This is a genomic window from Mesorhizobium sp. M1A.T.Ca.IN.004.03.1.1 (assembly GCF_003997555.1).
Lineage (GTDB): Bacteria > Pseudomonadota > Alphaproteobacteria > Rhizobiales > Rhizobiaceae > Mesorhizobium.
Window position 1 is genome coordinate 45,875 of the sequence record NZ_RZTV01000012.1, and the last position, 19,973, is coordinate 65,847.

Annotated in this window: 20 protein-coding genes; 9 read left to right on the forward strand and 11 right to left on the reverse strand. The window is 62.3% G+C overall.

The window, feature by feature from the left end; all coding sequences use genetic code 11:
- Positions 1 to 188 precede the first annotated feature (188 nt).
- The 3 genes from lon to clpP form a co-directional block, all read right to left on the reverse strand.
- Positions 189 to 2,600, reverse strand: a complete 2,412-nt coding sequence (lon, locus tag EOD29_RS26530; protein ID WP_066998851.1) for an endopeptidase La — start codon at positions 2,598 to 2,600, stop codon at positions 189 to 191.
- A gap of 273 nt (positions 2,601 to 2,873) precedes the next feature.
- The gene (clpX, locus tag EOD29_RS26535) at positions 2,874 to 4,148 is read right to left on the reverse strand and encodes an ATP-dependent Clp protease ATP-binding subunit ClpX (RefSeq protein ID WP_059185169.1); all 1,275 of its coding nucleotides are present in this window, start codon (positions 4,146 to 4,148) and stop codon (positions 2,874 to 2,876) included.
- A gap of 296 nt (positions 4,149 to 4,444) precedes the next feature.
- Complete coding sequence (clpP, locus tag EOD29_RS26540) at positions 4,445 to 5,074, reverse strand: ATP-dependent Clp endopeptidase proteolytic subunit ClpP (protein ID WP_066998854.1); 630 nt, start codon at positions 5,072 to 5,074, stop codon at positions 4,445 to 4,447.
- A 433-nt stretch (positions 5,075 to 5,507) separates the two neighbouring features.
- On the opposite strand from clpP, the gene EOD29_RS26545 reads away from it, so the two are divergent.
- Entirely contained in the window at positions 5,508 to 6,056 is a 549-nt protein-coding gene (locus EOD29_RS26545; RefSeq protein WP_127248414.1) for a hypothetical protein, read from the forward strand.
- A gap of 64 nt (positions 6,057 to 6,120) precedes the next feature.
- Here the strand turns inward: EOD29_RS26545 and EOD29_RS26550 are convergent, their stop codons facing one another.
- Positions 6,121 to 6,324 (reverse strand): DUF3126 family protein, encoded by a 204-nt coding sequence (locus tag EOD29_RS26550; RefSeq protein WP_040969488.1) that lies wholly within the window; start codon positions 6,322 to 6,324, stop codon positions 6,121 to 6,123.
- Positions 6,325 to 6,462: 138 nt separating this feature from the next.
- Positions 6,463 to 7,311: a serine O-acetyltransferase gene (gene cysE / locus EOD29_RS26555; RefSeq protein WP_127248415.1), complete on the reverse strand. Its 849-nt coding sequence runs from the start codon at positions 7,309 to 7,311 to the stop codon at positions 6,463 to 6,465.
- 121 nt (positions 7,312 to 7,432) lie between these two features.
- On the opposite strand from cysE, the gene EOD29_RS26560 reads away from it, so the two are divergent.
- The gene (locus EOD29_RS26560) at positions 7,433 to 8,047 is read left to right on the forward strand and encodes a hypothetical protein (protein WP_127248416.1); all 615 of its coding nucleotides are present in this window, start codon (positions 7,433 to 7,435) and stop codon (positions 8,045 to 8,047) included.
- A gap of 41 nt (positions 8,048 to 8,088) precedes the next feature.
- Positions 8,089 to 9,054, forward strand: coding sequence for an agmatinase (speB, locus tag EOD29_RS26565; RefSeq protein ID WP_127248417.1), 966 nt, complete (start codon positions 8,089 to 8,091; stop codon positions 9,052 to 9,054).
- Positions 9,055 to 9,170: 116 nt separating this feature from the next.
- Here the strand turns inward: speB and EOD29_RS26570 are convergent, their stop codons facing one another.
- The 3 genes from EOD29_RS26570 to EOD29_RS26580 all read right to left on the reverse strand — a co-directional run bounded on the left by EOD29_RS26570 (position 9,171) and on the right by EOD29_RS26580 (position 11,255).
- Entirely contained in the window at positions 9,171 to 9,938 is a 768-nt protein-coding gene (locus EOD29_RS26570; protein ID WP_127248418.1) for an alpha/beta fold hydrolase, read from the reverse strand.
- A 15-nt stretch (positions 9,939 to 9,953) separates the two neighbouring features.
- Positions 9,954 to 10,466 carry a DUF192 domain-containing protein gene (locus EOD29_RS26575; protein ID WP_067328216.1) on the reverse strand — a complete coding sequence of 171 codons (513 nt, stop codon included), beginning with the start codon at positions 10,464 to 10,466 and terminating at the stop codon, positions 9,954 to 9,956.
- Positions 10,467 to 10,661: 195 nt separating this feature from the next.
- Positions 10,662 to 11,255: a cold-shock protein gene (locus EOD29_RS26580; RefSeq protein WP_066998870.1), complete on the reverse strand. Its 594-nt coding sequence runs from the start codon at positions 11,253 to 11,255 to the stop codon at positions 10,662 to 10,664.
- A gap of 259 nt (positions 11,256 to 11,514) precedes the next feature.
- Here EOD29_RS26580 and gloA point away from each other — a divergent pair, with 259 nt between their 5' ends.
- Positions 11,515 to 11,955, forward strand: coding sequence for a lactoylglutathione lyase (gene gloA, locus EOD29_RS26585; RefSeq protein ID WP_066998873.1), 441 nt, complete (start codon positions 11,515 to 11,517; stop codon positions 11,953 to 11,955).
- Positions 11,956 to 12,079: 124 nt separating this feature from the next.
- Complete coding sequence (locus tag EOD29_RS26590; RefSeq protein WP_067328442.1) at positions 12,080 to 12,367, forward strand: DUF2218 domain-containing protein; 288 nt, start codon at positions 12,080 to 12,082, stop codon at positions 12,365 to 12,367.
- Positions 12,368 to 12,379: 12 nt separating this feature from the next.
- On the opposite strand, the gene EOD29_RS26595 is transcribed toward EOD29_RS26590, so the two are convergent.
- Both EOD29_RS26595 and ilvA read right to left on the reverse strand, forming a co-directional pair.
- Complete coding sequence (locus EOD29_RS26595; RefSeq protein WP_127248419.1) at positions 12,380 to 12,952, reverse strand: DUF1697 domain-containing protein; 573 nt, start codon at positions 12,950 to 12,952, stop codon at positions 12,380 to 12,382.
- Positions 12,949 to 14,205, reverse strand: a complete 1,257-nt coding sequence (gene ilvA / locus EOD29_RS26600) for a threonine ammonia-lyase IlvA (RefSeq protein ID WP_127248420.1) — start codon at positions 14,203 to 14,205, stop codon at positions 12,949 to 12,951. Before ilvA ends, EOD29_RS26595 begins: the two co-directional genes overlap by 4 nt.
- Positions 14,206 to 14,420: 215 nt before the next feature.
- Here ilvA and EOD29_RS26605 point away from each other — a divergent pair, with 215 nt between their 5' ends.
- Positions 14,421 to 15,530 (forward strand): alpha/beta hydrolase, encoded by a 1,110-nt coding sequence (locus EOD29_RS26605; protein ID WP_164763849.1) that lies wholly within the window; start codon positions 14,421 to 14,423, stop codon positions 15,528 to 15,530.
- 106 nt (positions 15,531 to 15,636) lie between these two features.
- A complete protein-coding gene (locus tag EOD29_RS26610) occupies positions 15,637 to 16,800 on the forward strand; it encodes an alpha/beta hydrolase (RefSeq protein ID WP_127248421.1) in 1,164 nt (387 codons plus the stop codon).
- A 60-nt stretch (positions 16,801 to 16,860) separates the two neighbouring features.
- Here the strand turns inward: EOD29_RS26610 and ade are convergent, their stop codons facing one another.
- Positions 16,861 to 18,672: an adenine deaminase gene (gene ade / locus EOD29_RS26615; RefSeq protein WP_127248422.1), complete on the reverse strand. Its 1,812-nt coding sequence runs from the start codon at positions 18,670 to 18,672 to the stop codon at positions 16,861 to 16,863.
- A gap of 162 nt (positions 18,673 to 18,834) precedes the next feature.
- On the opposite strand from ade, the gene EOD29_RS26620 reads away from it, so the two are divergent.
- Together EOD29_RS26620 and EOD29_RS26625 are read left to right on the forward strand one after the other, a co-directional pair.
- Positions 18,835 to 19,047 (forward strand): hypothetical protein, encoded by a 213-nt coding sequence (locus EOD29_RS26620; protein ID WP_095802230.1) that lies wholly within the window; start codon positions 18,835 to 18,837, stop codon positions 19,045 to 19,047.
- A 90-nt stretch (positions 19,048 to 19,137) separates the two neighbouring features.
- On the forward strand, positions 19,138 to 19,806 hold the full coding sequence (locus EOD29_RS26625; protein ID WP_127248423.1) for an outer membrane protein: 669 nt from the start codon (positions 19,138 to 19,140) through the stop codon (positions 19,804 to 19,806).
- The last annotated feature ends 167 nt before the right edge of the window (positions 19,807 to 19,973 follow it).

A 19,973-nucleotide genomic window follows, 5' to 3' on the forward strand; every position in this document is an offset into this window, starting at 1 on the left:
CCCTTCCATGAGAAAACCGGAACTACGACTCATCCGGCAGGAAACGGACTTTAGAAAGAAGCGTTCCGGAACCCAAGCCGAAAACCGCAGAATTCCGGGCTTTTTTCCACTTTTTCGGAGATTTTTCACATGAAAAAGCCGGGCTGAAAGCCCGGCTCTCTCTTTGTGCATTGCAACCTTAGAAGAAACTAATGCGCAAGCGACTTGCCGGCGTCGTCGCCGGCGTCCGCGCCGGCCGGCGGATTGACCGGCTCGACCCATTCGATCGGCTCCGGCATCCTGACCAGCGCGTGCCTCAGCACCTCGCCGACCCGCGACACCGGAATGATCTCCATGTTGTTCTTCACGTTGTCCGGGATCTCCGCCAGGTCCTTGGCATTGTCTTCCGGGATCAGCACCTTCTTGATGCCGCCGCGCAGCGCGGCAAGCAGCTTCTCCTTCAGGCCGCCGATCGGCAGCACCCTGCCCCGCAGCGTCACCTCGCCGGTCATTGCCACATCGGCGCGGACCGGAATACCCGTGAGCACGGACACGATCGCCGTCACCATCGCCACACCCGCCGACGGGCCGTCCTTGGGGGTCGCGCCCTCCGGCACGTGGACGTGGATGTCGCGCTTGTCGAACAGCGGCGGCTCGATGCCGAAATCGATGGCCCGCGAGCGGACGTAAGAGGCCGCTGCAGAGATCGATTCCTTCATCACGTCGCGCAGGTTGCCGGTCACCGTCATGCGTCCCTTGCCGGGCATCATGACGCCCTCGACCGTCAGCAGCTCGCCGCCGACTTCCGTCCAGGCAAGACCCGTGACGACGCCGACCTGATCGTCGGCCTCGACCTGACCGAAGCGGAAGCGCGGCACGCCGAGATAATCGGCGAGGTTGTCGGCCGTGATCTTCACCGTCTTCTTCTTCGTCTTCAGGATCTCGGTCACCGCCTTGCGCCCGAGCTTCATCAGCTCGCGCTCGAGGCTTCTGACGCCCGCTTCACGGGTGTAGGTCTGGATGATGCCGCGGATCGCGTCCTCGCCGACCGAGAACTCGTTCGGCTGCAGCGCGTGATCGCGGATCACCTTCGGCATCAGGTGCCGCTTGGCGATCTCGATCTTCTCGTCCTCGGTGTAGCCGGCGATGCGGATGATCTCCATGCGGTCCATCAGGGGCGCTGGGATGTTCAGCGTGTTCGCCGTCGTCACGAACATCACGCTCGACAGGTCGTATTCGACTTCGAGGTAATGGTCCATGAACGTCGAGTTCTGCTCCGGATCGAGCACCTCGAGCAGGGCTGACGACGGATCGCCGCGGAAGTCCTGGCCCATCTTGTCGATTTCGTCGAGCAGGAAGAGGGGGTTGGACTTCTTGGCCTTCTTCATCGACTGGATGACCTTGCCGGGCATCGAGCCGATATAGGTCCGTCTGTGACCGCGGATCTCGGCCTCGTCGCGCACGCCGCCGAGCGCCATTCGGATGAACTCACGCCCCGTGGCCTTGGCAATCGACTTGCCGAGCGAGGTTTTGCCGACGCCGGGCGGGCCGACGAGGCACAGGATCGGACCCTTGATCTTCTTCTGACGGCTCTGCACGGCGAGATACTCGACGATGCGCTCCTTGACCTTGTCGAGGCCGAAGTGATCGGCGTCGAGCACGTCCTGGGCGTAGCCGAGATCCTGCTTGACCTTGGAGTTCTTGCCCCACGGGATCGACAGCAGCCAGTCGAGATAGTTGCGCACGACCGTCGATTCAGCCGACATCGGCGACATCGACCGCAGCTTCTTCAACTCGGCTTCCGCCTTCTCGCGGGCTTCCTTGGAAAGCTTGGTCTTCTTGATGCGCGCCTCGATCTCGGCAGCCTCGTCGCGGCCGTCCTCGCCCTCGCCGAGCTCCTTCTGGATCGCCTTCATCTGCTCGTTGAGGTAGTACTCGCGCTGCGTCTTCTCCATCTGGCGCTTGACTCTGCTGCGGATGCGCTTCTCCACTTGCAGCACGGAAATCTCGGCTTCCATGAAGCCCATCGCCTTCTCAAGACGCTCCTTGACGGAGAGCGTGGCGAGCATCTCCTGCTTCTCGGGGATCTTGATGGCCAGGTGCGAGGCAACGGTGTCGGCGAGCTTGGAATAGTCGTCGATCTGACTGGCGGCACCTACCACTTCGGGCGAAATCTTCTTGTTCAGCTTGACGTAGTTTTCGAAGTCGGTGACGACCGAGCGGGCCAGCGCCTCGATTTCGACCTCTTCCTCCTCCGGCTCGACCAACGCGGTCGCGCGGGCCTCGTGGAAGTCGGCACGATCGGTGAACGAGACGATCTTGGCGCGCGAGGCGCCCTCGACCAGCACCTTCACAGTGCCATCGGGAAGCTTCAGGAGCTGCAGCACATTGGCGAGCGTGCCGATGTCGAAAATCGCATCGGGTTCAGGATCATCGTCGGCTGCGTTCATCTGGGTGGCAAGCAGGATCTGCTTTTCCTGACCCATCACTTCTTCCAGCGCCTTGATCGACTTTTCACGCCCGACAAAGAGCGGGACGATCATGTGCGGGAACACGACGATGTCGCGCAGTGGGAGGACTGCAAACACGCCGTCGCCGGAAGCCCTGGATATTTTGGCCATTGTCCAACCTTTCATGTCGCGGCCGCTAATTGAGCCAACCGCGAATCTTATATTAACGACCGAGCGTCGTTCCGCCTACCACCGTTTGTGACGGGAATTTTACAGCACAGAATTCGGGCCCTCGGCCTTCCGCTGTTAGGTGGATGCGGGCGGTGCAAAGATCAAGGGTTAGCATGCTTTGATCAGCCACTCCATCACTTACAGGTAAGCCCCTCACAGCAAACGGCGCCACAGGGGCGCCGTTCCATGAAAATTTGCCGGATCAGTGCCATTTCAGGCGCTGACATTGCCCTTCTTTTCCTTCTGCTCGGAATAGATATAAAGCGGCCGGGCGTTACCCGAGACCACCTCTTCCGAGATCACCACCTCGCGCACGCCTTCCAGCGCCGGAAGCTCGAACATCGTATCGAGCAGGATCGCTTCCATGATGGAACGCAGGCCGCGCGCGCCGGTCTTGCGCTCGATGGCGCGCTTGGCGATCGCCGACAGCGCGTTCTCGTGGAAGGTGAGATCCACATTCTCCATCTCGAACAGCCGCTGATACTGCTTGACCAGCGCGTTTTTCGGTTCCGTCAGGATCTGGATCAGCGCCGGCTCGTCGAGGTCCTCGAGCGTCGCCAGAACCGGCAGACGGCCGACGAATTCCGGGATCAGGCCGAATTTCAAAAGGTCCTCCGGCTCGACTTGGCGGAACAGGTCGCCGGTGCGGCGATCCTCGGGCGACGCCACGGTTGCGCCGAAGCCGATCGAGGTCTTGCGGCCGCGATCCGAGATGATCTTGTCCAGTCCGGCAAAGGCGCCGCCGCAGATGAACAGGATGTTGGCGGTGTCGACCTGCAGGAATTCCTGCTGCGGGTGCTTGCGGCCGCCCTGCGGCGGCACGGAGGCCACCGTGCCTTCCATGATCTTCAACAGCGCCTGCTGCACGCCCTCGCCCGAGACGTCGCGGGTGATCGACGGGTTGTCCGACTTGCGCGAGATCTTGTCGATCTCATCGATATAGACGATGCCGCGCTGCGCACGTTCGACATTGTAGTCGGCCGACTGCAAGAGCTTCAGGATGATGTTCTCGACGTCCTCGCCGACGTAACCGGCTTCGGTCAGCGTCGTGGCGTCGGCCATGGTGAAAGGCACGTCGATGATGCGGGCGAGCGTCTGGGCGAGCAGCGTCTTGCCGCAGCCGGTCGGCCCGATCAGCAGGATGTTCGACTTTGCCAATTCGACGTCGTTGTTCTTGCCGGCATGCGCGAGGCGCTTGTAGTGGTTGTGGACCGCCACCGACAGCACCCGCTTGGCGTAGGGCTGGCCGATGACATAGTCGTCGAGAACCTTGAGGATCTCTTGCGGGGTCGGCACGCCCTCGCGCGACTTCACCATCGAGGTCTTGTTCTCCTCGCGGATGATGTCCATGCAGAGTTCGACGCACTCGTCGCAGATGAAGACGGTCGGACCGGCGATCAGCTTGCGCACTTCGTGCTGGCTTTTGCCGCAAAACGAGCAATAGAGCGTGTTCTTTGAATCGCCGCCGTTGTTGCTAACTTTGCTCATTTTTCTGTCCTTTCACCGCCCTGCCAGCCGATGGTCTGGTCGCATTGGCGTCTCACCAATCTATCGCAGGAATCCGCCGGCGCCAGTGCCCCGGCTCACACAGCGCATTCCGTCCGAAACACAATCAGAAAACGCGACAATGATTCGCAGCAACCCCATGCAAAGCTAAGCCGTCGAAAATCAACATAGCCTTAACGTAGGCAATCCCGAACCTTGAGGGAACAGGCAATTGTGGCCGAAATGCCGCAAGCCGCGCCAAAAGCGCGTTATCCCGCCATTCAGCCCCCAATCAGAGCCTATGCGGCGGGGGTTTCGCCAAGTTCGCGCGTCGTGATGACCTTGTCGATCAGACCAAACTCCTTGGCCTCGTCGGCGGTCATGAAATGGTCGCGGTCGAGCGTCCGCTCGATCTCGTCATAGCTCTTGCCGGTGTGCTTGACATAGACCTCGTTCAAGCGGCGCTTCAGCTTGATGATGTCCTGCGCATGACGTTCGATGTCCGACGCCTGGCCCTGGAAGCCACCGGACGGCTGATGGACCATGACACGGGCGTTCGGCGTGGCAAACCGCATATCCTTGTGGCCGGCGCAAAGCAGCAACGAGCCCATCGAGGCTGCCTGGCCGATGCAGAGCGTCGATACCGCCGGCTTGATGAACTGCATGGTGTCGTAGATCGCCATGCCCGATGTCACCACACCGCCCGGCGAGTTGATGTACAGGTTGATTTCCTTCTTGGGGTTCTCCGCCTCGAGGAACAAAAGCTGTGCACAAACCAGCGTCGCCATCCCGTCCTCGACCGGGCCGGTGATGAAGATGATGCGTTCCTTCAACAGGCGGGAGAAGATGTCGTAGGCACGCTCGCCGCGATTGGTCTGCTCGACCACCATCGGAACGAGGTTCATGTAGGTTTCGACGGGGTTCTTCATGGACTACCCTTGTTGGATGGATTCCGGCGCCGTAGACCTGAGCAATCGGGCGGAATCGGTTCTGGATCGTTGAATCCTAAATAGGATGCCGGCTCACCCTAGCGCAAGGCCGCCCCTCCTAGCCATCTGGTTAAGTCGAAGCAAGCGGCTCGGCCCAAGGAAATGCTGCGGGTTGCGCCGGAGATGGCCCTTTGCCCGAAATGCGAGGGCGCTACCCGGCCGCCACGGTAGCAGTTTCTTAACCGCGCTGCTTAACGACAAGCCGTGAAATCCCCGTCCATGGCGGACCTTCCGATACGCTCCCGCGTTGAACCGGCGTCCTTTTTTCAACGGGTGAACGTCGTGTTTAGCCAGAGTTCCTTTTTGCACGAGTTCCTTTTGCAAGAGCTCCCTTCGCAAGGGTGCCGCATCGCTCGCCTCGACCAGCCTCGCAATGCTTGCGGCCGTGTCGCAGGCCGCGGCCGGCGGCCGCACGCTCGAATGCTACGAGCCGGTGCATCGGCCGGCGATCTACGACACGGTCTATGAAGACGTGGTGGTGAGCCCCGGCGGCCAGCTCGTCCACTATGACCCGCCGATCTACGGCACGACCGAGAGCATCGAACAGATCGCCACGCCTCGCATCAGCTATGAAGTCGTACCGGCCGTGACGCGCACCGTCTATGACACGGCCAAGGTGGATAACGGCGGCTATGCCTGGGAATGGCGGGTCATCCACGGCCGCAAGGTGCTGTGCAAGGTGTGGCGTAAGGCGCGCTACGCGCGGGTTGCCACAACGGTCATCGTCGAGCCGGAGCGCGTCCGGCGCGTCGTCTTTCCGGCCGAATACGAAGGCGTCGCCCGCGAGGTGCTGGTGCGGCCAGGAGAGCGGCGCATCACGGAAATCGCGCCCTCATACCGTAGGGTGGCGCGGCGGGTGGTGGTGCGGGAAGGCTCGACCGACTGGCGGCGGGTGCATATCCCGCGGCACTGCGTGGACTAGCCGGAAAATCACGCAGGGGTGTTTCCGACCGGGGCGGCATGGCGAGCCCGGCCGGAATGCCGGCTTAGGCCAGGTCGACGTCGAGGATCGCCATCGAGAAATTATAGTCGCCGTCGTCCTCGTCCTTGAAGACGATGCCGAGGAATTCGTCGCCGACATAGACCTCGGCAGAGTCTTCCTTGCGCGGGCGCGCCTTCACCTGAAGCTTGGGATTCTGGAAGACGCGCTTGAAGTAGGCGTCCAGCTTTCTGATTTCGTCTGGCTTCAAAGGTCTTCTCCGAATGCGGCTGTTCGTTGGAACGCGCTTCTGACACGCCGACGATGGCGATGTAAAGGCAAGCCGGCAGCATAACAACCGACGCCTGGAGTGGCGACCGGACTCCGGCCGCTGGCGATGACCGCAGAATCAGATGTCGAAGCTGACGACGTGGTCCATCGTCTGCGAGGGCAGGAGCTGGTCCATCTGTCGCGAAGGCTGGTCGCAGCCGGTCTCTCCGACGACACGCGCCGGCACGCCGGCGACCGTCTTGTTGTGCGGCACGGGCGACAGCACCACCGAACCGGCCGCGATCTTCGAGCAATGGCCGATCTCTATGTTGCCGAGGATCTTGGCGCCGGCACCGATCAGCACACCGCGGCGGATCTTCGGATGGCGGTCGCCGCTGGCCTTGCCGGTGCCGCCCAGCGTCACGCCGTGCAGGATCGAGACGTCGTCCTCAATGACGGCGGTCTGGCCGACCACCAGGCCGGTGGCGTGATCGAGAAAAATGCCCTTGCCGATGCGGGCGGCCGGGTTGATATCGGTCTGGAACACCGAGGACGAGCGGCTCTGCAGGTAGAGCGCGAAGTCCCTGCGGCTCTGGTTCCACAGCCAATGCGCCAAACGGTGCGTCTGGATGGCATGAAAGCCCTTGAAATAAAGCACCGGCATGATGAAGCGGTCGCAGGCAGGGTCGCGATCGTAATAGGCTTGGATGTCGACGCGGACCGTCGTGCTCCACTCCGGATCGTCGGCAAGCATGGCCTTGAAGGTCTGCCGGATGAGATCGGAGCCGATATCCTGATGCGCCAGGCGCTCGGCCAGGCGGTGAATGACCGCTTCTTCCAGGCTCTCCTGATTGAGGATGGTGGAATAGAGGAAAGCAGCCAGCAACGGATCGCGGTTTACCGCTTCCATCGCCTCATCCCTGATCGCGCGCCAGATCGGGTCGACCGGCTGCACCATGCTGGGGCGGGCTATCGTAACGCTGTTCATCGGCGGTCTCCGGCCTGCTCATTCATCCGGCGGCACATATAGGCCAGATCATAACACGGTTGAACTCAATTTTCCTTAGTGCTTTGTCAAATGAACTTGGTTCACCGAGATTCAAGCGGCGATGGAAAACGAACCCTTGATCGACGATGCGCTGAAAAGCGAGCTTACAACGCTCTATCAGGCAGCGGATCGCCACTATCACGGCTTGCCTCACATCGAAGCGATGCTGGCGTTGGCAGCCGAACACCGGCACCTTCTTGATGATCCAGAAGGAGTCGAAGCGGCGATCTGGTTCCATGACGCAGTCTATGACAGCCGCGCCAAGGACAACGAGGCAAAGAGCGCGGTGCTCGCAGCAAGGAAACTCTCCGGCCGCACCGACCCGGCCCGGCTTGCCCGGATTCTGGCCATGATCAGCGCCACCACCACGCACCAGTTGCCGCCGCTCGAAGATGAGGGTGCCGCGAGCGATGCCGCCCTTTTCCTCGACTTGGACCTCGCGATCCTCGGCGCCGACCCGAACCGCTTCGACGCTTACGAGAAGGCGGTCCGGCGCGAATATGGCTGGGTCGAGGAACCGATGTGGCGCGCCGGCCGCGCGGCTGTCCTGACGAGCTTCCTGGCCCGTCCGCATATTTTCTACACACAACCGTTTCGCGATCGGTTCGAGGCGCGGGCCAGGGAAAATCTGGTCCGATCGCTGCAGGTCCTGCAACACCAGTCTCAACAGACCTGATCGCCACGCCAAACGTGAACGCCTCTGGGATGACCGACACCATGGAAAACAACTTCTTCCAACCCATCGACGCCGCCCAGGTGCCGCGATTTGCCGGGCTTTCCACCTTCATGCGGCTGCCGGCGGTGCCGAACGCGAAGGGGCTCGATATTGCCCTTGTCGGGATTCCTTGGGATGGTGGCACGACCAATCGGGCCGGCGCCCGCCACGGTCCACGCGAAATCAGGAACCAGTCGAGCCTGATGCGCCGCGTCCACCACGTGTCGGGAACCGAGCCGTTCAGCATTGCCAATGTCGCCGATGTGGGAGACCTCTCGGTCAATCCCATCAACTTGCTCGACGGATTGAAGCGCATCGAGGACGGCATTGCCGCCATCGTTGCTGACGGCGCTCTTCCTTTGGCCGCCGGCGGCGATCATCTGACGACCTTGCCGGTGCTGCGCGCCATCGCCCGCAAGGGCCCCGTCGGCATGATCCACTTCGACGCGCATTCCGACACCAACGACCGCTACTTCGGCGACAATCCCTATACACACGGAACGCCCTTTCGCCGCGCGATCGAGGAAGGGCTGCTCGACCCGAAGCGGGTTATTCAGATCGGAATTCGAGGCTCGATCTATGAGCCGGGCGAACACGACTGGGCGACCGCTCAGGGCGTGCGCATCGTCTATATGGAAGAGTTCGTCAAACGCGGCGCCGCTTCCGTCATGCAGGAAGCACGCGATCTTGTCGGCGACAGCCTCACCTACGTGACCTTCGACATCGACTGCATCGATCCATCGATGGCCCCCGGCACCGGCACGCCGGAGCTCGGCGGCTTCACCACCCGCGAGGTGCAGGAGCTGGTTCGATTGCTCGACGGATTGAATTTCGCCGGAGCCGACGTCGTCGAGGTCGCGCCTCCTTTTGATATTGGCGGCATGACGGCGCTTGCCGGCGCGACCATGATGTTCGAGCTGCTTTGCGTCATGGCGAAATCCATCGCCGACAGGAGAACGCGCGGCTAAAGCATTCTCCCCGAAGTGCTTCCAGTTTCGGGAAAAGGACATCGCAAGGTCAAAAGCAGGTCGCGTTTCGCGCAACCTGCTTTAGACGCGTCGTCGCCCGCAGCGGACGGTATGGGTCAGAGCGGATTTTCGGCGTAGAACTCCAGCACGCGCTGCTTGAAGCTCTTGTCGCCGACGGCGAGCATGTGGTCGCGGCCCTCGATGCGAAAAGCCTCTGCGTGGGGCATCAGCGCGGCAAGCTGGTCGGGCGAGCCGGCGATGTCGTCCTTGGTCCCGACGGCAATCAGGGTCGGCTGGGCGATCCGCGCGACATCGTCCTCGCTCATTGACGCGCGTGAGCCGACGATGCAGACGGCCAGCGCCCGGCGGTCGCTGCGCGTCTGGTCGGCGAAGGCGCGAAACGAGCGGCCGCGCGCATGGCTGATCGTACCAGCATCCTCGGCCAGAAGCGCATCGGCGATTGGATCCCAGTCGCCGACGCCGTCGACAAGACCGATGCCGAGGCCGCCGAACACCAGCGTCGCCACCTTGTCCGGATTGGACAACGCCATGAAGGCGGATACCCGCGCGCCCATCGAATAGCCCATGACATGGGCGTGCTCGATGCCGAGGTGATCGAGCAGCGCGGCCGCGTCCGCGGCCATCTTGGCCGGCGTGTAGTCGGCTTCCTGGTAGCTCTTCGTCGAAGAACCGTGGCCGCGATTGTCGAGAGCGATGGCGCGGTACCCCGCGTCGTTCAGCGTCTTGAACCAGCCCGGCGAGACCCAATTGACGTAGTGGCTGGAGGCGAAGCCGTGGATCATCAGCACCGGATCGCCCTGACCGGACGCCGGCGGGCGGTCGAGGTAAGCGAGTTCGAAGCCGTCATGGGAAAAATATTGCATCTGGCGCAGCCGCGGTCAGTTGGAGCCGGCGCCCGAGGCCTTATCGATCGCTGGGTGACGCAGGAGATCGCCGTCCTTCAGACCGTCCTTGGCGGCCGTTCCCGCCTTCAGCTCAAGCACGAAGCTTACCGGCTGTCCGGGCGAGATGATCGCCTCCGATTCCGGTTCGCCACGCTTGACGGCCTTGATCCTGCCGTCCTGACCGATAAAGACCAGGTCGAGCGGCATCGGCGTATTCTTCATCCAGAAATTCACCTCAGCGGGCCGCTCGAACACGAACAGCATGCCGTGATCGTCGGCCATGTCCTTGCGGAACATCAGCCCGGCCTCGCGTTCTTCCGAGCTGTCGGCGATCTCGATGGAGAAGGAATGCTTGCCGGAGCCGGTGATCGCGACGAGCGGCGTCGGATCGGCAGGCAGCATCATCGCCTGACCGTCCGCCGAACTCGGTTTCAAGGCGCTGAAAATGGCGGCCAGAGCGATGGCGGCGCAAAGCGCTCCTGCGGTCAGCCAGTTGCGATGAGCCATGTGATACCTCGTCCAGGCCCTGTCCTAGACCAGGATCCGAGCGAGTGGAACCGGTTTTTTTTGGACAGGAACGGCCTTGCACCTGGCAGGGCATCCTGATCGTATTCTGAGAGCCCTATGCACGTCGCCCAAAACTGCGAAGCGGTTTTGGCGGACATGCATCAAGCAAAAAATTAAGGCGCGTCGGGCCGCGCTTTAATGCGAGACCGGCAAGGTGCCCATATCGGGGTGTATTTCGGCGGCCATAAGGCCTTTGTCGCCGCGTCCGAAGCGAACCAGTACGACCTGGCCGGGCCTCAGCTCGGTGATGCCGTAGCGGCGCAGCGTCTCCATATGGACGAAGATGTCCTCGGTGCCCTCGCCCCGGGTCAGGAAGCCGAAGCCTTTGGTGCGGTTGAACCACTTCACCAGCGCCCGCTCGAGCCCGCTCTCGGCAGTCACGGTGACATGCGTGCGTTGCTCCTGCTCGGCCGGATGCACCGCTGTCGAGGCGTCCATGGAAAGAACCCGGAACGCCTGCAGGCCACGCTCGCCCTGCTTGACCAGACAGACGACGCGCGCGCCTTCCAGCGCGGTCTGAAAGCCATCTCTTCGAAGACATGTCACATGGAGGAGAATATCACCCGAGACGCCGTCGTCCGGAAGAATGAAGCCGTAGCCCTTGGCCACGTCGAACCATTTGATAGCGCCGGCGATTTCGACAAGCCCGGCGGAGTCGCCGCCACTGTCTCGCGTCAAGGCGTCGTCAAGGCTTCCGTCCCGCCTCGTAAAAGAGGCTTTTTCCCCCATAAGAACGCCCCCTTTTCCAACTGCAACCGCTAGTGATTCTTGCCATCAGATTAACACTGCGGCTTCCGGGGTGTGCAAGACCTGACGTGCCTTTTTTCACCGTTGAGCACCGGAAAGCCTCAATTGTTGTTTACCGGCGCGGCCTGAAGCGCAAAGGCGCGGCTGAAATCGATCACCTTATCGGTTTTGTCGGACGATTGCCCTTTGGCGGAGCGGCTCCTATGGTGCGCCGCAAACGTAACGCCGCGAGGAATCCGATATGCGCTATCTTCACACAATGGTCCGCGTCGCCGACATCGATCAATCGCTCGATTTCTACTGCAACAAGCTCGGCCTCAAGGAAGTGCGTCGCTACGAGAACGAGCAGGGACGCTACACGCTGATCTTCCTCGCCGCGCCCGATGACGAGCAAAGCGGCATTGCAGAGAAGGCGCCGCTGGTCGAGCTGACCTACAATTGGGATCCGGAGGAGTACAAAGGCGGCCGCAACTTCGGCCACCTCGCCTATGAGGTCGACGACATCTACGCCACCTGCCAGAAGCTGATGGACAATGGCGTGACCATCAACCGGCCGCCGCGCGACGGCAACATGGCCTTCATCCGCTCGCCGGACGGCATCTCCATCGAGCTGCTGCAGAAAGGCCCGGCCAAGGCAAAGGCGGAGCCATGGGCCTCGATGTCGAATACGGGAAGCTGGTAGGGCCTGCCCCTCCCGGGGATTTGACCGGCCGGTCTATGGCGTTTTGCCGGATCGCGCCTATCTAAGCGCTTGTGGCGCCAGCCAGATCAGGCTGGCGCTTTTCTTGATCCGCCGGGAGAATTTCATGCCGACCAGCCGCGCCGACGTCGCCACTGAAAACGCCAGCCGCTATCTGCAGCAGCTCTGCAAGCACTGGGCGCACAAGTTCCCGGTCGAATTCGACCCGCATCACGGCGCCATCCAGCTCTCGCTCGGCCGCACCGTGATGGATGCAGACGACAAGGCTCTCCACATCGCGGTCGCCGCTGACGACGCCGCCTCGCTCGAGCGGCTGGAAACCGTGGTCGCCGACCACATCAAGCGCTTCGCCTTCCGCGAGGAGCTGACCTTCGACTGGCAGAAGGCTGCCTGAAAGAATTGAGCGTCAGCCGGCGGCCTTGCTGGCCATTTCGAGCAGCGCAAGCACGCTGCGCCAGTTGCGCGCCGTGCCCGGCACCTTGAGCGTTCGCCCAATAAGATTGGCAAACACCGATTTGCCAAGCCCTTCCGGCGCATGCAGGTAAAGCACGTCGCCTTTGATCTCGAAGCGCTCCGGGCCGGCACACTTTTCCGCCAGCCGCTTCGCCTCTTCCGCGGTCGGCTCTCGCTCCAGCGCATAGGCATGCAGCTTGGTAGGCTCGCCCGCAACTTCCGGATAGGGATTGTCCTTCACCAGGCGCTCGAACCAGCCGGCATTGCGCACCATGATGCGGGAATTGAACCCCCATTTCTTCTCGAACGCCGCTTCGAGTGCTTTGGTCAGCGCCGCAGCGTCGCTGTTGTTGGCACGAAACACGACGTTGCCGCTTTGCACGTAGGTCGATACGTCTGTGAAGCCGAGGCCTTCGAAGAACGACCTCAGCTCCGCCATCTTGACGATGCGGTTGCCACCGACATTGATGCCGGAAAACAGGGCTACGAGCACCGTTCCTTTGTCGCCCGTTTTTGGCCCGCTCATATGATGAACCCCGCGAGCGTCTCGTTGTCGGTGATGTCCTGATACTGCACGCCCTCGGCGTCGAAATTGGCCTTCAGCAGATCGAAATTGCGCCGGTCCTTGGTCTCTATGCCGATCAGCACAGAGCCGAAATTGCGCGCCGACTTCTTGAGATACTCGAAGCGCGTGATGTCGTCGTCCGGGCCGAGCATTTCGAGGAAATCGCGCAATGCGCCCGGCCGCTGCGGGAAGCGGATGATGAAGTACTTCTTCAGCCCTTCGAAACGCAGCGCCCGTTCCTTGACGTCCGGCAGGCGCTCGAAATCGAAATTGCCGCCCGAGACGATCGCGACGATGGTCTTGCCCCTGATCTCCTTGCGGGAAAAATCCTTGAGCGCGTCGATCGCCAATGCGCCGGCTGGCTCCAGCACCACGCCCTCGACATTGAGCATCTCGATCATCGTCGCGCACAGCCGGTTTTCCGGGACAAGGCGCACCGCGTCGGCGGTGAATTCCTTGAGATGGCGCAGCGGCTCGCGGCCGATTTCAGCCACCGCCGCGCCATCGACGAAGTTGTCGACCTTGGCGAGCCTGACCCGCTTGCCGCCGGCGAGACTCTCGCTAAGGCTAGGCGCGCCCGCCGGCTCGCAGAATACGAAGCGCAATTCACGGTGCTGGTCGGCGAAATAGTGGGTGACGCCGGCAGCCAGGCCGCCTCCGCCCACTGGCAGCATGACGATGTCGGGCATGCGCCCGCCCGGCATCTGGGCTGCGATCTCATAGGCGACGGTCGCCTGCCCCTCGATGATGTCCTTGTGGTCGAAGGGCGGCACCATATGCGCGCCGGCGGCTTCGGTGAATTCGAAGGCGGCGCGATAGCAATCGTCGAAGAAGTCGCCGACCAGCCTGATCTCGACGAAATCGCCGCCGAAAAGCCGCGTCTTGTCGATCTTCTGCTGCGGCGTCGTCACGGGCATGAACACCACGCCCTTTTTGCGGAAATGACGGCAGACGAAGGCAAAGCCCTGCGCGTGGTTGCCGGCCGAGGCGCAGACGAACAGCTCGGCATTGTTGCCGGCGGCGAGCGCCTTGCGGAAGAAGTTGAAGGCGCCCCTGATCTTGTAGGAGCGGACCGGCGTCAGGTCCTCGCGCTTCAGGAGGACGCGGGCGCCGGTCTTTTTCGACAGATAGTCGTTCTCCTGCAGCGGCGTTTCCGGAAAGATCCCGCGGATCGCCTCCGCGGCGCCTGCGACGCGGGAAGAAAAACTGTTCATGAGGCAACCGGCTCCGAGACCATGTGGTTCGCAGCCCAAGCCTATTGCATAGTTTGGTTTTCGCGGCCACCGATGCAGCCGCTCGCCGGCCTGCTGCCGCCACTTTGGTTTTCGCGCAACAGTGCCAAGGCGGTTGGCACCCGCCGATCAAATTTCCGCTGGACACGACTTACTTCCGCCGCACTTCCCCTGTCCGGGAGATTTCGCGGAGGCAGATGGCCAATTGCGGCCGGAATGGAAATTTCGACGTGCATTTGAAGACGATTTGCATCATTGCCCTGGCCTTGCTGGTTGTAGGCTGCGCGGGACGACCGTCACAGGAAATCCTGGGCAGCGTCGTGGTGCCGACGACGGCGACCGAGATCGCCGGCAACCATTCGATCTTCATCGCCACCACCCGCAAGCGCTCCGACGACCCGAACAAGGTTTTCGACGGCGAGCGCTCGGCGACGCTCAATTACGCCCGCGTCAACGTCACCGTCCCGCCGGTTCATGAGACTGGTCAGATCGAGCGCCGCTCGCGCGGGACGTCGAACGATCCGACCAAATATTTCATGGCTTCCGAGGTCGTCGGCTACGACACGCAGCCGAAATTCTCCAGCGCGCTCAATGCCGACATCGACGCCCGCGGCGGCCGCGTCATGGTCTTCGTCCACGGCTACAACACCGGCTTCGACGATGCCGTCTACCGTCTGACCCAGATCGTTCACGATTCCGGCTATCCCGGCACGCCGGTGCTTTTTTCATGGGCTTCGGGCGCCAAGACCACCGACTATGTCTATGACAAGGAAAGTGCCGCCGCCGCCCGCGACCAGTTGGAAGTGACGCTGAGAATGCTGGCGCAGACCGGTGCGCGCCGCATCGACATCGTCGCCCATTCGATGGGGACGTGGGTGACGATGGAAACACTGCGACAGCTCGCCATCACCGGTGACCGCGACCTCGGCGGCAAGCTCGGCGATGTTCTCCTGGCCTCGCCCGACATCGACGTTGATGTCTTCAAGAGCCAGATGCGCCGCTACGGCAAGCCCGACAAGCCGTTCATCCTGCTCCTGTCGGACGACGACCGCGCTCTCCGGCTCTCCGGCCTGATTGCCGGTGCACGGCCGCGCGTCGGCGACTACAGAGACGCGGCCGACCTCGCCTCCTACGGCGTCACGGTGGTCGACCTCTCCAAGGTGAAGGGCAACGACAGCTTCAACCACACCAAATTCGCCGACAACCCGATGCTGGTGAAGATGATCGGCCAGCGGCTGCGCCAGGACGACGGCTTTGCCAGCGACCGCGACGTCACCGACCGGATCAGCCAGCTCGCCACTCAATAACCGTGTTCACGCGGTTGCCGCCCTGCACGGACTTTGAACTGGACCAGACCGCTCGCTGGCTTTATCGAAGGAGCCCGAGAGGTTTGCCGCCCTTGGGGGATCCCGGGTGATCGTGCGTTGGAAGATCGTCCTTGGCCTTGCCATCACGCTCGCCCTGACGGGCTGCGCCGGGCAGAACGCGCATGACCTGCTCAATCGGAAGGCCGTTACCGCGCCTGCATCCGAAATTGCGGCCAAGCACGAGATCTTCGTCGCCACGACCCGGCAGCAGGCGACCAAGGACCCGCGGCAGGTTTTCGACGGCGACCGTTCGCTGACCACCAGCTACGCGCGCGTCGATGTCACGGTTCCAAAGACCCACCAGGTTGGCGCGATCGAGCGCGCCAAGGGTTCGGCCGACAGCATTCCGGCCAGGCAGTTCACCGCAACCGATGTCGTCCACTATGGGAACGCTTCGCAATTCGCGAAGGCGGTCGGCACCGATATTGCCATACGCGGCGACCGCGCCCTGGTCTTCGTGCACGGCTTCAACAACGGCTTCGACGATGGCGTTTACCGCCTGACGCAGATCGCGCACGACACGAATTATCCGGGCACACCGGTGCTGTTCTCGTGGGCGTCGAGCGGCAAGACAACCGGCTACATTTATGACAAGGACAGCTCCACCGCCGCGCGCGACGACCTGGAAGCGACACTGAGGATGCTTGCCAAGTCACGCGCCAAAAGCATTGACATCATTGCCCATTCGATGGGGACCTGGCTGACGATGGAAGCTTTGCGCCAGCTCGCCATCACCGGCGACCGCGATCTCAACGGCAAGCTCGGCTACGTCATCCTCGCCTCGCCTGACATCGACGTCGATGTCTTCAAGAAGCAGATGATCCGCTACGGCAAGCCCGACAAGCCTTTCGCCATCCTGCTCTCGGGCGACGACCGGGCGCTGAAGCTGTCCAGCTTCATTTCCGGCGAAAAGCCGCGCGTTGGCGATTACGACAACGCGGCTGATCTCGCCAACTACGGCGTGACGGTTGTCGATCTGACCCGAACCAAGGGCGGAGACCGGTTGAACCATGCCAAATTCGCCGACAATCCGATCCTGGTACAGTTGCTCGGCAATCGGCTGCGCACGCCTGCCGGTCTTGCCTCCGACGAGCCGGATCCAACGCAGCTCAACAATATCGGTCAGGGTCTCGGCAAGGCGGTCGGCTCGGTCGCCGAGGTGGTCATCACCACGCCGTTCAGGGTGCTGACGATCGCCACCGGCGGCTGAGCACCGGTTAAGGCGTGTCGAGGTTCGGTCAGGCTGACCTCACCCGAACATCGGCACATGCTAGACGAACAGATTGACCTTCTGGAACGACGTCACATCGACAAGTCCGACATCGGAAATCCTGAGCTCCGGGATAACGACCAGCGCCAGCAGCGAATGCTGCATGTAGGCGTTGTTGAGCGAACAGCCGACCTTGCGCATCGCTTCCGTCAACTGCTCGGCTTTGGCCGCGACGATCTCGGCGCGCTCGTCCGACATCAGCCCAGCGATCGGCATTTCCACCAGCGCCAGTTCCTTGCCCTTGGAGTAAAGCACGACGCCGCCGCCGACCTCGCTCAGCCGGTTGACGGCTAAAGCCATGTCCTCCTTGTTGGTTCCGACGGCGATGATGTGGTGCGCATCATGCGCCACGCTCGAGGCCATCGCGCAGTCTTCCACATAGCCGAAGCCCGACACGAAGGCGTTGGTGACGCCGCCCGTGCCCCTGTGGCGTTCGACCAGGGCGATCTGGCAAATGTCGTTGCGGCGATCCATGGCGACCAGCCCGTCCTCGACGGGCAGGTCGGCCTCGAGCGCTCTGGTCGGCGCCTGGTTCTCGATCACGCCGATCACCCGCGCCCGCACCTCGTTGGCACCCTGTGGCGCGGCGATGTCAAAGTCAGACGCCTTGAGCCTTTTGCCGAGCTTGACCGTGTTTTTCGCCGTCCCGGGATAATCATAGGCCGGAATGTCGATCTCGAGCTTGCCGGCTTTCGCCAGCCTGACGCCGCGGCCATAGACCTCGTCTATCGTCATCTGGGCAAGATCGGAGACGATCAAAAGATCCGCCAGCCGCCCCGGCGCGATCGAACCGACCTCGCGTTCCAGCCTGAAATGCTGGGCGGTGTTGAGCGTCGCCATCTGGATCGCCGTCACCGGCTTCAGGCCCTGGCTGATGGCGTGCCGCACCACCCGATCAATATGACCCTCATGCACCAGCGTGCCGGAATGGCTGTCGTCGGTGCACAGGATGAAGTTGCGCGGGTCGATGCCGCCTTCGGTGACCGCCTTGATCTGCGCAGCGACGTCGTACCAGGCGGACCCCAGCCTCAGCATCGCCTTCATGCCCTGGCGCACGCGGGCGATCGCATCCTCGGCGCGCGTGCCCTCATGGTCATCCTCGGCGCCGCCGGCGGCATAGCCGTGGAATGGCAACCCGAGATCGCGCGAGGCATAGTGGCCGCCGACGGTTTTCCCGGCCTTCACCGTCTCGGCGATCTCGCCCGACATCACCGGATCGTTGGCGGCGACTCCCGGGAAATTCATCACTTCGCCAAGGCCGATGATATTCTCCCAGGTCATCGCCTCGGCGACGTCTGCGACCGTAAGCTCCGCGCCGGCATGCTCCAGGCCGGGCGCCGAAGGCACGCAGGACGGCATTTGCACATGGACGTTGATCGGCATCGCGACCGCCTCGTCATGCATCAGCCGAACGCCCGGCAGGCCCAGAACGTTGGCGATCTCGTGCGGATCGATGAACATCGAGGTGGTGCCGTGCGGGATCACCGCGCGGCAGAATTCCGTCACCGTGACCATGCCGCTTTCGACATGCATGTGCGCATCGCAGAGGCCGGGCACCAGATAGCGGCCACCCGCATCGACCACCTTGGTCCCCTGCCCGATCGTGTGGCCGGCATTCGGCCCGCAATAGGCGAAGCGTCCGGCGACGACGGCGATGTCGGTGCCCGGAATGATCTCGCCCGAATGGACATTCACCCAGCGTCCGTTGCGGATCACGAGATCGGCAGCCCGGCGCCCCATCGCGACGTCGACCAGTTGCGTCGCCACTTCGGTCCAGGGCTTGGGTTTCGTCGGATTGGTGCGGCTCGCCATGAAGAAACTCCTGTTTGCCCGACTGTGCCAAGCTGGCGCGGTTTTGACCAGTTGGCAAAACTGCTTTGTTTTTAAGGCAGGACCGGTTCCCGACAGATCTCTCCTGCGGCAGGGCGAAATCTCGCCTAGACTGGATCTCCGGCTATTTGGGTTGCAGAAGAGATGGCAAAAACGATCCGGTTCGCAATTTTCATGCTGTCGGCATGTAGCGCCGGCCTGGCCTTCTTCACCTTGCATTCATTCTGGGCATGGGCCGCGCCGATCGCCATCTTCATCGCCGGTTCGTTACTAGCCGAATATGCTTTCACGCGGCTGGCCACTCCCGAGGAGAAACAGCGCGACCTGGAGGATCGCGTGCGCAACCCGCCGAAGTAAACCACTGTTGCAGGAATACAATTCCGTTTTCGGGCGAATAACGCTAGGTTGCACCGAGAAGTTTTCGAAACCGCCATTTCGGAGCGCTCGATGGGTCGCCTGACACTTGCCAGTGCCGGCTTTTTCGCCTTGCTGTCCGGGCCGGCCTTGGCCGCGGACGCGATCGCCGACCTGCCCATGACTGCGCCGGGCTTCGATTGGACAGGCTACTATGCCGGCCTGCAGGCCGGCTATGGCTGGGGCTCATCTGACATCTCCGGCACGGAAGGCGAGCCGTTCGCCGCTTCTCCCGATGTCGACGGCGGCTTCGTCGGCGGCCATGTCGCCGGCCTCTGGCAGTTCAATCAGGCGGTGATCGGCGCGCGCGCTGAGCTCAATTATGCCTTGATCGACGGTTCGGCCTTGCTCGACCCTGGCAATGCCGTCGGCACCGAGGTCAAATGGCTGGGATCGATCAATGCCGAAGCCGGCTTGGCGGTCGATCGCTGGTTGATCTATGGCGTCGGGGGCGTCGCCTTCGCCGGTATCGAGACCTCGCAAGATGTCGGCGGCAGCGGCTTCGCCAGGACACGCACCGGCATCGGCTGGACGATCGGTGCCGGGGTCGACTATGCCCTGAGCAGCAACATCGTCGTCGGCGCCCAGTACCGTTACTACGATTTCGGCAAAGAGCATTTCGACGTCCCGGACGACTTCTCCGATCGTGATCAGGACCTGAAGCTCCATACCCTAGGCGTAAACTTCAGCTACAAATTCTGATTTGCGGAGCAGCACGAAACGAAGGTGGCCGGCGCGCCGCGGGATCAAAACAGAGTCGACTTACCGGGTCATTTTTGATGTCCGCCCTATAAGCAGCTCTCGAAGCGGCCGGCGCCGACTTCATTCCCGAGAACGGCGGCGGTGCCGGGGTGAGAACTGCGGAAGCC